This is a genomic window from Rhodococcus sp. DMU1 (genome assembly GCF_012272955.1).
Taxonomy (GTDB): Bacteria; Actinomycetota; Actinomycetes; order Mycobacteriales; family Mycobacteriaceae; genus Rhodococcus; species Rhodococcus aetherivorans.
The window spans coordinates 2,909,904-2,921,991 of record NZ_CP050952.1 but is presented as its reverse complement, the minus strand read 5'-3'; the positions used below and the strand labels follow the sequence as shown (position 1 = coordinate 2,921,991).

General features: G+C 72.5%; 11 protein-coding genes. 2 read left to right on the top strand and 9 right to left on the bottom strand.

The window, feature by feature from the left end; translation table 11 throughout:
• Positions 1–11 precede the first annotated feature (11 nt).
• A complete protein-coding gene (locus tag HFP48_RS13690; RefSeq protein WP_168579635.1) occupies positions 12–206 on the top strand; it encodes a hypothetical protein in 195 nt (64 codons plus the stop codon).
• A gap of 179 nt (positions 207–385) precedes the next feature.
• Entirely contained in the window at positions 386–2,272 is a 1,887-nt protein-coding gene (locus tag HFP48_RS13685; RefSeq protein WP_168579634.1) for an alkyl sulfatase dimerization domain-containing protein, read from the top strand.
• Positions 2,273–2,309: 37 nt separating this feature from the next.
• Here the strand turns inward: HFP48_RS13685 and HFP48_RS13680 are convergent, their stop codons facing one another.
• The 9 genes from HFP48_RS13680 to rapZ all read right to left on the bottom strand — a co-directional run bounded on the left by HFP48_RS13680 (position 2,310) and on the right by rapZ (position 12,070).
• Positions 2,310–2,720 carry a nuclear transport factor 2 family protein gene (locus HFP48_RS13680; protein WP_168579633.1) on the bottom strand — a complete coding sequence of 137 codons (411 nt, stop codon included), beginning with the start codon at positions 2,718–2,720 and terminating at the stop codon, positions 2,310–2,312.
• Positions 2,721–2,814: 94 nt separating this feature from the next.
• On the bottom strand, positions 2,815–5,586 hold the full coding sequence (ppc, locus tag HFP48_RS13675; RefSeq protein WP_168579632.1) for a phosphoenolpyruvate carboxylase: 2,772 nt from the start codon (positions 5,584–5,586) through the stop codon (positions 2,815–2,817).
• Between the two features lie 70 nt (positions 5,587–5,656).
• Positions 5,657–5,890 carry a preprotein translocase subunit SecG gene (secG, locus tag HFP48_RS13670; RefSeq protein ID WP_003939471.1) on the bottom strand — a complete coding sequence of 78 codons (234 nt, stop codon included), beginning with the start codon at positions 5,888–5,890 and terminating at the stop codon, positions 5,657–5,659.
• A 73-nt stretch (positions 5,891–5,963) separates the two neighbouring features.
• Positions 5,964–6,746 carry a triose-phosphate isomerase gene (gene tpiA / locus HFP48_RS13665; protein WP_050035214.1) on the bottom strand — a complete coding sequence of 261 codons (783 nt, stop codon included), beginning with the start codon at positions 6,744–6,746 and terminating at the stop codon, positions 5,964–5,966.
• Position 6,747: 1 nt separating this feature from the next.
• Entirely contained in the window at positions 6,748–7,959 is a 1,212-nt protein-coding gene (locus HFP48_RS13660; protein ID WP_006937693.1) for a phosphoglycerate kinase, read from the bottom strand.
• A 20-nt stretch (positions 7,960–7,979) separates the two neighbouring features.
• The gene (gap, locus tag HFP48_RS13655; RefSeq protein WP_006937692.1) at positions 7,980–8,999 is read right to left on the bottom strand and encodes a type I glyceraldehyde-3-phosphate dehydrogenase; all 1,020 of its coding nucleotides are present in this window, start codon (positions 8,997–8,999) and stop codon (positions 7,980–7,982) included.
• 178 nt (positions 9,000–9,177) lie between these two features.
• A complete protein-coding gene (gene whiA / locus HFP48_RS13650) occupies positions 9,178–10,155 on the bottom strand; it encodes a DNA-binding protein WhiA (protein ID WP_170914087.1) in 978 nt (325 codons plus the stop codon).
• Entirely contained in the window at positions 10,152–11,219 is a 1,068-nt protein-coding gene (yvcK, locus tag HFP48_RS13645) for a uridine diphosphate-N-acetylglucosamine-binding protein YvcK (protein WP_029543623.1), read from the bottom strand. The genes whiA and yvcK overlap by 4 nt, the downstream gene beginning before the upstream one ends.
• Positions 11,216–12,070, bottom strand: coding sequence for an RNase adapter RapZ (rapZ, locus tag HFP48_RS13640; protein WP_170914089.1), 855 nt, complete (start codon positions 12,068–12,070; stop codon positions 11,216–11,218). The genes yvcK and rapZ overlap by 4 nt, the downstream gene beginning before the upstream one ends.
• Positions 12,071–12,088 lie beyond the last annotated feature (18 nt).

The window sequence follows — 12,088 nt, the reverse complement described above, 5'->3', positions numbered from 1 at the left end:
ACACCGCACAGGTGCTGGGCCGGCTCGCCGACGACGTCGGCCACCACGGAATCCGTCTGTACCCGGCCCGCGACAGCGGGGTGGTCCGCGACGTGATCGTCGCCGCCGGGGACGAGGCCTTGCTCGCGCACGCGCATCCGACCGTGGAGGCGGCGGGCACCGCTGCCCGCGTCGAACTGGACGAGGCCGACGGTCCGGATCGGTGACTGCGCCCGCGCACGCCGGAGCCGCACGGGTCCGGCCGCCTCGCCGGCGGCGGGCAGCGCCGGCGGCGGGCAGCGCCGGCGGCGGGCAGCGCCGGCGGCGGATTCCCCGATTCCGTGCACCCGCCGCGACGGGCCGACCGTACCCTCGACACAGCCGAGATTCCGAGGAGGGCGGCGTCATGAACGCAGGCGGTGCCAGCGAGACGACCCGGCGGAACCTGCAGGCCGCGGCGGCCGCGCTGCCCGCGGACGACGGGCAGGATTCCGAGGACGTGACGCGCGGGTTCGTCGGCCGCAGCGAGCAGCGGCGGATCACCGGCGCGGACGGGCGGGTGGTGTGGGACCTCGACGCCTACGCGTTCCTGGAGGGGTCCGCGCCGGAGACGGCGCATCCGAGCCTGTGGCGGCAGGGACGGCTGCTCGCCGAGGACGGCCTGTTCGAGGTGGTGCCGGGGATCTACCAGCTGCGCGGATTCGACCTGTCGGTGATGACCGTCGTCGAGGGTGAGGCCGGGGTGATCGTGATCGACCCCCTGATCAGCGCGGAAACCGCCGCGGCTGCCCTGGCCCTGTACCGCGGGTACCGCGGCGACCGACCCGTCTCCGGGATGATCTACACCCACTCCCACGTCGACCACTTCGGCGGTGTCAAGGGTGTGCTCGACCCGGGGCTCGTCGAGGCCGGGACGGTCCCCGTCGTCGCCCCGGCCGGGTTCCTCGAACACGCGGTGGCGGAGAACCTCTTCGCCGGCACGGCGATGTCGCGCCGCTCGGGCTACATGTACGGCGCGGCGCTCGAGAAGGGTCCGGCCGGTCAGATCGGGGCCGGGCTGGGCCAGACCACCTCGGCCGGCACCGTCACGCTCATCGCGCCGACCGTCGACATCACCGCGACCGGGCAGGAACTCACCGTCGACGGGGTGCGGATGGTCTTCCAGCTCACCCCCGGCACCGAGGCCCCGGCCGAGATGAACATCTGGTTCCCCGATCGGCGAGCCCTGTGCGCGGCGGAGAACGCCACCCACACCATGCACAACATCCTCACGCTGCGCGGCGCGGTGGTGCGCGACGCGCACGCCTGGGGCCACTACCTCAACGAGACGATCGGCCTGTGGGGCGACGCACTCGACGTCGTGTTCGCCTCGCACCACTGGCCGACGTGGGGCCGCGAACGTGCGCTCGAATTCCTGTCCGTGCAGCGCGACATGTACCTGTACCTGCACGATCAGACGCTGCGGATGATGAACCAGGGGCTCGTGGGCGCGGAGATCGCCGAGCGGTTCGAGATGCCCCCGGCCCTGGCGGCCGCGTGGCACACCCACGGCTACTACGGCTCGGTGAGCCACAACGTCAAGGCGATCTACCAGCGGTACATGGGGTGGTACGACGGCAATCCCGCCAACCTGTGGGCCCATCCCCCGGTCGAGGCAGCCCGCCGGTACGTCGACGCCATGGGCGGCGCCGACGCCGCCCTCGCCGTCGCGCGGGACGCCTTCGAGGAGGGCGACTACCGCTGGGTGCTCGAGGTCTGCAAGCATCTGCTGTTCACCGACGACACCGACCAGGCCGCCCGGGCCCTGCAGGCCGACGCGATGGAGCAACTCGCGTACGGCTCCGAGAACGGCACCTGGCGCTGCATCTACCTGGCCGGCGCGAAGGAGCTCCGCGACGGGATCTTCGGCTCGCCCGTGCAGTCCTCGGGCGACTTCCTCGATGCGCTGACCGTCCCGCAGCTCTTCGACAGCCTGGCCGTGCGGGTGGACGGGCCGCGCGCGTGGGACCTGCGGCTCGTGATCTCGTGGATCCTCACCGACCTCGGGATCGCGTATCTCACGGAGCTGCGGCACGGCGTGCTCAACCACCGGACCGTCGACGCGCCGCTGCCGGGCAGCACGGTGTTCACCCTCACCCGCCGCACGCTGATCGGTGCGCTCACCGGGCAGCTGGATCCGGCGACGGCCCTCGCGGACGGGACGATCGCGGTGACGGGCGACCCGACGGTGGCGGGCCGGCTCTTCGAGGTGCTCGCACCGGTGGATCCGGACTTCGCGATCGTCACGCCCTGACTCCCGCCGCTGCCGGGACCGCGACGCGGTCCGGAGGTCAGCCGGGCCTGAGCACGCCGGCGTCGCCGAGGTCGTGGGACACGGTGAAGGTGCGGGAGGTCAGGCGCCAGCCGTCCTGGGTGCGGGTCCACCGATCGTCGTATTCGCCGAAACACTCGTAACTCGCTCCGGCGGCCGGACCCGCGCCCTGATGGTGGACGCGGGCATACGTCAGTGACCGGGCCCGGTCGCCGTCGACCTCGACACGGTGGTTGCCCAGCAGATGTTGCGACGGTCCGCAGCCACCGAGGTGCGCGCGGACCACGGCGACGATGCCGTCGCGGCCCGCGGCACCGTAGCCGGTGGCAGAGTCGGTGAAGGCGGCCCCGAGGGCCTCCCAGTCGCGGCGGTCGAGGGCGGCGGCGAGCTCGGCGAGCCGTTCGATGATCTGTTCGCGGTCGTGTGTCACCTGTCCCGTTGTAGCGGGCTCACGGCCGTGCGGGGCGCCGTCTTCCCGCTGAGCGGGCACGGGGCCCCGGCGTTCGGCCGCTGTTACCCCGCCGCTAGCCGCTGTTGCGCAGCGCGGTCGCGAGCCCGTTCATCGTCAGCTGGATGCCGCGGCGGACCCGGTCGGTGTCCTCGCCCGCGCGGAATCGGCGCAACAGTTCGACCTGCAGGTGGTTCAGCGGCTCGAGGTACGGGAAGCGGTTGTGCACCGATCGGGCCAGCGCCGGGTTGTCCGCGGTCAGGTCGGGGTGACCGGTGATCGCCAGGTAGGTGCGCACGGTGCGGTCGTGTTCGGCGGTGATCTTGTCGAACACCCGGTGCCGCAGATCGGGATCGGGCACCAGCTCGGCGTAGCGCGCCGCGAGACCGAGGTCGGACTTGGCCAGCACCATCGCCATGTTGGACAGCACGGTGCGGAAGAACGGCCAGCGGCGGTACAGGCCGGTGAGGGTGGCCAGACGCTCGTCGTCGCCGCCGATCCAGGTCTCGACGGCGGTGCCGGTGCCGTACCAGCCGGGCAGCATGACCCGGGACTGGGTCCACGCCAGCACCCAGGGGATCGCCCGCAGGTCGGCGATCGACGACGTCGGCTTGCGGGAGGTGGGCCGGCTGCCGATGTTCAGGGCCCCGATCTCCGCGACCGGCGTGGCGGTCCGGAAGTACTCGACGAAGCCGGGGGTCTCGTGTACCAGGTCGCTGTAGGCGGTGCGGGCGAGTTCGGCGAGTTCGTCGAGCACCGCGTACGCCGGGGCGGCGTCGCTGCCGAGTCCCTCGACGTCGAGGAGGGTGGACTCGAGGGTCGCGGCGACGAGTGATTCGAGGTTGCGGCGCGCCAGCTTCGGCTCGGCGTACTTCGCGGCGATCACCTCGCCCTGCTCGGTCAGCCGCAGCGAGCCGGCGACGGCCCCGGGCGGCTGCGCGAGGATCGCGTCGTAGCTCGGGCCACCGCCGCGGCCGACGGTGCCGCCGCGGCCGTGGAACAGGCGCAGCCGGATCCCGGCGGTGCGCGCGGCCTCCACCAGGTCGAGTTCGGCCCGGTACAGCGCCCAGTTCGCGGCGAGGTACCCGCCGTCCTTGTTCGAATCCGAGTAGCCCAGCATGACCTCCTGCACGCCGCCGGCGGCGTCGACGAGGTTGCGGAACTCGGGGACGGCAAGGGCGGCGGTGAGGATCTCGGCGCCGTGCCTCAAATCGTCGATGGTCTCGAACAGCGGGATCACCGCGACCGGGCAGCGCGGTCCCGCGACGTCGTGCTCGACGAGACCGACCTCGTCGAGCAGGATCACGGCCTCGAGCAGGTCCGACACCGACCCGCACATGCTGACGATGTAGTGCGGCACCGCCTGGGGTCCGAGGCGCGCGACGGCGTCGGCGGCGGCGCGCAGCACGCCGAGTTCGCGGGTGGTGTCGGCGCCGAGCCGCGCGCCGGGCGCGCTGAGGGGCCGGCGGGTGCGCAACTCCGCGGCGAGCAGGGCGACCTTCTCGTCCTCGGACAGGGTTGGATAGTCGTCGGTGACGCCCGCCCAGGCGAGCAGTTCGGCGATCACCCGGCCGTGCACCTCGGAGTTCTGCCGCAGGTCGAGGGAGGCGAGGTGGAAGCCGAAGGCCTCGACGGCGCCGCGGACGTGCGCGAGCCGGTCGTCGGCGAGGGCGCCGCCGCCGCCGGCGCGCAGGGCGACGTCGAGGATGTCGAGGTCGGCGAGCAGGTCGGCGGGCGTGTCGTAGCCGGCCAGTGGGCTCGGCAGCGCGTGCGGGGGCGGTTCGTCCAGCAGTCGCGCCGCGGTGGCGGTCAGGCGGCCGCGGATGCCGCGCAGCGCGCGGCGGTACGGTTCGTCGGCGCGCGACGGGGCGTCGTCACCGGAGGCGTCGGCGAGCCGGCCGAGGTCGTCGGTGATGCGGACCAGGCGCGCGGACATCGACAGTTCCCGCTCGAGCTGTTCGAGCTCGGCGAGGTGGTGGCCGAGGGCGGTCGCGGCGGCCCGGTCGGTGGCGCGGTGGACGACCTCGGCGGTCACGTTCGGGTTGCCGTCGCGGTCCCCACCGATCCAGGTTCCGGTGCGCACCAACGGGTCCGGCAGCAGGGGGACGCCGGGCCAGCGTTCGCGCAGGGCGCGCCGAACCTCGGCGTTGAGGGCCGGGACGACGCGGAACAGGGAGGCGTCGTAGTACCGCAGGCCGACCTCGATCTCGTCCTGGATGCGGAGGCGGGCGAGCCGGATGAGGGCGGTCTGCCACAGGGTGAGGATCTGCCGCCACAGCTGCAGGTCGATGTCGGAATGCTCGTCGGGCTCGGCGCGTTCGCGGCGGCGCATGAGGTCGGTGATGCGGCTCTGCACGTCGAAGACGGTGCGGCGGCGGGTCTCGGTGGGGTGGGCGGTGATCACCGGGGAGACGAGGGCGCCGTCGAGCGCGGCGGCGACCTCGGCGGGGTCGAGTTCGGCGGCGTCGAGTTTGCGGTAGGTGGCGGCCAGCGAGCTGTCCTGTGCCGGTTCCCCGGCGCGCACGTGCACGGCGCGGCGGCGTTCGCGGTGCAGGTCCTCGGCGAGGTTCGCCAGCAGCGCGAAGTGGCTGAAGGCGCGGATGACGGGGAGGGTGTCGTCGGTGGGGACGTCGGCGAACATCGCCGCGACCTCGGCCCGGTCGATCTCGGAGCGGCGCACCCGGAAGCTCTCGACGCGGGCGCGTTCGACGAGGGCGAAGAGGTGCTCGCCGGCCTGTTCCCGGACGATGCGGCCCAGCATCCCGCCGAGCAGCCGGATGTCCTGGCGCAGGGGCTCGGTGGCGGAGCGGGACCCGGAGGGGTCGGCCGGGCGGGCGGTATCCGTCATCCGGTCAGTATCGCGGCCGACGCACGACGGCGCGACCCGGAATTCCGGGTCGCGCCGTCGTGCGGAGCGATCAGCTGAACTTGATCTGCAGGCCGATGCCGAGGATGGCGATCAGCCAGACGATGCCGGTGAAGACGGTCAGCCGGTCGAGGTTCTTCTCGGCGACACTGGAGCCGGACAGGCTGGACTGGACACCGCCACCGAACAGGGTGGACAGACCGCCGCCCTTACCGCGATGCAGCAGCACGAGCAGGATCAGCAGCAGGCTGGTGGTGATCAGCAGGATGTCGAGGAACAGTGCCATGGCGCCAGACTACAGGGCGCCGCCGCGGCGCCCTTCCGGGCCTCGGGGGGATCCGGAAGGGCGCCGCGGGTGCTTACAGCGGGCCGCCCGCGGCGATCGCGGAGAGCTGTGCGAACTCGTCGGCCTTGAGCGAGGCGCCGCCGACGAGACCGCCGTCGATGTCGGGCTGGGCGACGAGCTCGCCCACGTTCTTGGCGTTGACCGAGCCGCCGTAGAGCACGCGGACGGCGTCGGCGACCTCCGGGGAGGCGAGCTCGGCGAGGGTGGCGCGCACCGCGGCGCACACCTCCTGGGCGTCGGCGGCCGAGGCCACCTTGCCGGTGCCGATGGCCCACACCGGCTCGTACGCGACGACGATCTTCGCGATCTCGTCGGACGAGAGCCCGGCGAGGGACCCGCGCAGCTGGGCGACGTTGTGGGACACGTGCCGGCCGGCCTCGCGGACGTCGAGGCCCTCGCCGATGCAGACGATCGGGGTCAGCCCGTGCCGCAGGGCCGCCTTGGTCTTGGCGAGCACGCTCTGGTCGGTCTCGCCGTGCAGCGTGCGCCGCTCGGAGTGGCCGACGACGACGTAGGCGCAGCCCAGCTTGGCCAGCATCGCACCGCTGATCTCGCCGGTGTAGGCGCCGGAGTCGTGGGCGGAGACGTCCTGGGCACCGTAGGTGAGCAGCAGCTTGTCGCCCTCGATCAGCGTCTGGACGCTGCGGATGTCCGTGAACGGCGGCAGCACCGTCACGTCCACCTTCTCAAGGTACTTCTCCGGCAGCGCGAAGGCGATCTTCTGCACCAGGGCGATGGCCTCGAGGTGGTTGAGGTTCATCTTCCAGTTGCCGGCGATGAGCGGCTTACGGGTCATCTCAGGCCTCCAGTGCAGCGATGCCGGGCAGTTCCTTGCCCTCGAGGTACTCGAGGGAGGCGCCGCCGCCGGTGGAGATGTGCGAGAACCCGTCCTCGGGCAGGCCGAGCAGGCGCACCGCCGCGGCCGAGTCGCCGCCGCCGACGACGCTGAACGCGCCGGCGCGGGTGGCCTCGACGATCGCCTCGGCGACCCCCTTGGTGCCGGCCGCGAACTTCTCGAACTCGAACACGCCCATCGGGCCGTTCCAGAACACGGTCTTGGCGCCGGTGAGGTACTGGGCGAATCGGGCCACCGACTCGGGTCCGATGTCCAGGCCCATCCAGCCGTCCGGGATCTCGGTGACGGGCACCGTCTCGGCCTCGGCGTCGGCGGCGAACGCGTCGGCGACGACCACGTCCTGCGGGATGTGGATGACGTCGCCGAACCGCTCGAGCAGGCCCTTGCAGGTCTCGGTCATCGACTCCTCGAGCAGCGAGTTGCCCACCGAGATACCCTGCGCCGCAAGGAAGGTGAAGCACATGCCGCCGCCGATGACGAGGGTGTCGACCTTGGGGGCGAGGGCCTCGATCACGGCGAGCTTGTCGGAGACCTTCGAGCCGCCGAGCACCACCGCGTAGGGCCGCTCCGGATCGGCCGTGAGCTTGGCCAGCACCTCGACCTCGGCGGCGACGAGGTTGCCCGCGTAGTGCGGCAGCAGGTTCGCCACGTCGTACACCGACGCCTGCTTGCGGTGCACCACACCGAATCCGTCGGAGACGAACGCGCCGTCCTCGCCGACGAGTTCGACGAGCTCGCGCGCCAGCGCCTGCCGCTCCGCCTCGTCCTTGCTGGTCTCGCGCGGATCGAAACGGATGTTCTCGAGCAGGAGGATGTCGCCGTCGGTCAGGCCCTCCGAGCGGGCCAGCGCGTCCTGTCCGACGACGTCGCCGGCGAGCTGGACGTTGCGGCCGAGCACCTCACCGAGCTTCGCCGCGACCGGGGCGAGGGAGAACTTCGGATCGGGCTCGCCCTTGGGCCGGCCCAGGTGGGCGGTGACGACGACCTTCGCGCCCGCCTCGGCGAGCGCGGCGATCGTCGGGGCGGACGCGACGATGCGGCCGGGGTCGGTGATCGTCGCGCCGTCCAACGGGACGTTGAGGTCCGAGCGCACCAGCACGCCACGACCCTCGACGCCGGCGTCGAGCAGATCCTTCAGGGTCTGAACTGCCACTGTTCGACTGTCCTGTTCGGTCAGAGGGACTTCGAGACCAGGCCGATGAGGTCGACCAGGCGGTTGGAGTAGCCCCACTCGTTGTCGTACCAGGAGACGATCTTGACCTGGTCGTCGATGACCTTGGTCAGGCCGGCGTCGTAGATCGACGAGTGCGGGTCGGTGACGATGTCGGAGGAGACGATCTCGTCCTCGGTGTACTTGAGGATGCCCTTGAGCGGGCCCTCGGCGGCCGCCTTCATCGCCGCATTGATCTCCTCGATGGAGGCGGGGGTGGCGAGGTTGGCGGTCAGGTCGGTGACCGAGCCGGTCGGGATCGGCACGCGCAGGGCGTAGCCGTCGAGCTTGCCGACCAGCTGCGGCAGGACGAGGCCGATGGCCTTGGCGGCGCCGGTGCCGGTGGGCACGACGTTCAGGGCGGCGGCGCGGGCGCGGCGCAGGTCCTTGTGCGGGCCGTCCTGCAGGTTCTGGTCCTGGGTGTAGGCGTGGACCGTGGTCATCAGGCCCTTGACGATGCCGAAGCTGTCGTCGAGGACCTTGGCGATCGGGCCGAGGCAGTTGGTGGTGCACGAGGCGTTGGAGATGATGTTCTGGCTGCCGTCGTACTTGTCGTCGTTGACGCCCATCACCACGGTGAGGTCCTCACCCTTGGCGGGCGCCGAGATGATCACCTTCTTGGCGCCGGCGTCGAGGTGGCCCTTGGCCTTCGACGCGTCGGTGAAGATGCCCGTCGACTCGACGACGACGTCCACGCCCAGGTCGCCCCACGGCAGCGCGGCCGGGCCTTCCTTGACCTCGAGCGCCTTGATGCGGTGGTCACCGACGACGATGGTGTCCTCACCGTCGAGGCTGACGTCCTGCGGCAGGCGGCCGAGGATCGAGTCGTACTTGAGCAGGTGGGCCAGAGTCGCGTTGTCGGTGAGGTCGTTGACCGCGACGATCTCGATGTCGGTGGTGCCGAGCGCCCTCTGCGCCTCGACAGCCCGGAAGAAGTTACGTCCGATACGACCGAAGCCGTTCACGCCTACCCGGACAGTCACAATTACGCTCCTTTGCCCATTTCTGCTGGTTGTGCCAGTGGTGCCCAACCGCGGTGCCGGAAACATCGGCGCCGGTCGGCAGGACTCATCGGTCGATGTGACCCCTACCCTATCTGCGGGGCCGGCGGGGCGCGGCAGGAGGCCCGGGGCGGCGCGGCCGCCGCCCCGGGCCGGCCGGCTAGGCCTCGTCGAGCAGCTCCGGGGTCACCGCGGATTCGGTGTCCGGGATGCCGAGATCCTTGGCCCGGCGGTCCGCCATGGACAGCAGCCGGCGGATGCGTCCGGCGACGGCGTCCTTCGTCATCGGCGGGTCGGCGAGCTGGCCCAGCTCCTCGAGCGACGCCTGCCGGTGCTGCACGCGCAGGGCACCGGCCGCGGCGAGGTGGTCGGGCACGTCGTCGCCGAGGATCGCCAGGGCCCGCTCGACGCGGGCGGCCGCGGCCACCGCGGCGCGCGCGGAGCGGCGCAGATTGGCGTCGTCGAAGTTGGCGAGCCGGTTGGCGGTGGCGCGGACCTCGCGCCGCATCCGGCGCTCCTCCCAGGTCAGCCGGGTGTCCTGGGCACCCATGTGGGTGAGCAGCGCGCCGATGGCGTCGCCGTCGCGGACGACGACCCGGTCGGCGCCGCGCACCTCGCGGGCCTTGGCGGCGATGCCGAGGCGCCGGGCGGCGCCGACGAGCGCGAGCGCGGCCTCCGGGCCCGGGCAGCTGATCTCGAGGGCGGACGAGCGGCCCGGCTCGGTGAGCGAGCCGTGGGCGAGGAATGCGCCGCGCCACGCCGCCTCGGCGTCGGCGATGCTGCCGCCGACGACCTGCGCGGGCAGGCCGCGGACCGGGCGGCCGCGCACGTCGAGCAGGCCGGTCTGGCGGGCCAGGGCCTCGCCCTCCTTGGCGACGCGCACCACGTAGCGCGAGCTCTTGCGCAACCCGCCGGCGCCGAGGACGTGCACCTCCGCGGAGTAGCCGTAGAGCTCGAAGATCTCGCGGCGCAACCGGCGGGCGATCGACCCGAGGTCCACCTCGGCCTCCACGACGACACGGCCCCCGACGATGTGCAGCCCGCCGGCGAAGCGCAGGAGGGCGGACACCTCGGCCTTGCGGCTGCTGGTGCGGGTGACCGCAAGCCGGCTCAGCTCGTCCTTGACCTCCGCTGTCATTGCCACGTGGGGATCTCCCTTCCGTCCCGCTGCGCGAGGTCCCGGGGACGGGCCGCGTCGGGCAGGTGTTGAGCCAGGACCGCCGCCAGCTTGGCGGGGTCGTGTCGGTGGGTGCCGGTCTCTGCCACGTCGGCGTAGACCACCTGGGCGCCGAATCCGGCGGCGGCCCGGCACAGGTGTTCGCGTTCCCGGCCCTCGGGCACCGATGCGGAGTCGACCACCACGTGGTCGACCCGGAACTCCGGGGCGTGCTGGGCCAGCACGTGCAGGTGCCGCTCGGAGGAGAACCCGGCGGTCTCCCCCGGTTCGGCGGCCAGATTGAGCACCAGCACCTTGCGGGCCGGCGCCGTCACCAGCGCCTCGAGCAGGTCGGGGACGAGCACGTGCGGGATGACGCTCGAGAACCACGAGCCGGGCCCGAGCACGACGAGGTCGGCGGCGCCCACCGCGTCGAGGGCGTCGGGACACGCCGGGGGGTCGGCCGGGATCAGCCGCACGCGCCGGACCTTGCCGGGGGTGGTGGCGACGGCGACCTGCCCGCGGATGATGCGGCTGGCCCGCGGATCCGATTCGAGGCCGGACACGTCCGCCTCGATGTCGAGGGCGATCGGCGACATCGGCAGCACCCGGCCGCGCACCTCGAGCAGTTCGGCGACGCGGTCGAGGGCGGCCACGGGATCGCCGAGGACTTCGGTCAGCCCGGCCAGGATGAGATTGCCCACCGAGTGGCCCGCGAGCGCGCCGGTGCCGCCGAACCGGTGCTGCACCGTCTCGGTCCAGGTGTGCACCCCGGGGGTGTCCGCGGCCAGCGCGGCCAGCGCCATGCGCAGGTCGCCGGGCGGGATGACGCCGAGTTCGGCGCGCAGCCGGCCGGAGGAACCGCCGTCGTCGGCGACGGTGACGACGGCGGTGACGCGGTCGCTGAGCCGGCGGACGGCGCTGAGCGTGGCGTACAGGCCGTGGCCGCCGCCCAGGGCCACGATCGACGGATTCGGCGCGGTGCCCTGCCCGCCGGCCGGGCCGCCGGTCCCGGGCGCCGGGGCCGCGGAACCGGGCCCCGTCATTCGCGCCCCAGATCCCGGTGCGCGACGTGCACCGACAGCGTCGGGTCGGCGTCGAGCCGCGCGGCGAGCGCCTCGCTCATCGCCACGCTGCGGTGCTTGCCACCGGTACAGCCCACCGCGATCGTCATGTAACGCTTCCCCTCCCGGCGGTAACCGGCCGTGGTCAGTTCGAGCAGCCGATGATAGGTCTGCAGGTATTCCTGCGCCCCGTCCCGGCTCAGCACGTAGTCGCGGACGTCGACGTCCTGGCCGGTGTGCGGACGCAGCTCGGGCACCCAGTGCGGGTTGGGCAGGAACCGCACGTCGCACACCACGTCCGCGTCCATCGGCAGACCGTACTTGAATCCGAACGATTCCACGGTGACCCGGATCGAGTCGGCGTCGCCGTCGCCGAACGCGGACTCGATCTTGCGGCGCAGTTCCGGACCGGACAGCGACGACGTGTCGACCACCAGATCGGCGGCGGCCTTGACCGCGGCGAGCTGGGCGCGTTCGGTGGCGATGCCGTCGGTGAGGGTGCGGTCGGCGGCGTCGGCCTGCAGCGGGTGGCTGCGGCGGACCTGCTCGAAACGACGCACGAGGACCTCGTCGGTGGCCTCGAGGAACAGCACGCGGGTGCGCACGGGCCGGGCGGCCAGTTCGGTGACGACCCAGCCGAGGTCGCCGGTGAACAGGCGGCTGCGTACGTCCATGACCACGGCGAGGCGCTGCAGCGGCGGGTCGGCCCGCACCGCGAGATCGACCATCGAGGTGACCAGCTGCGGGGGCAGGTTCTCGGCGACGAACCAGCCGAGATCCTCGAGGGCCGTCGCGGCGGTGCTCAGACCGGCCCCGGACAGGCCCGTGACCAGGGCGACCTCCGCCCGCGG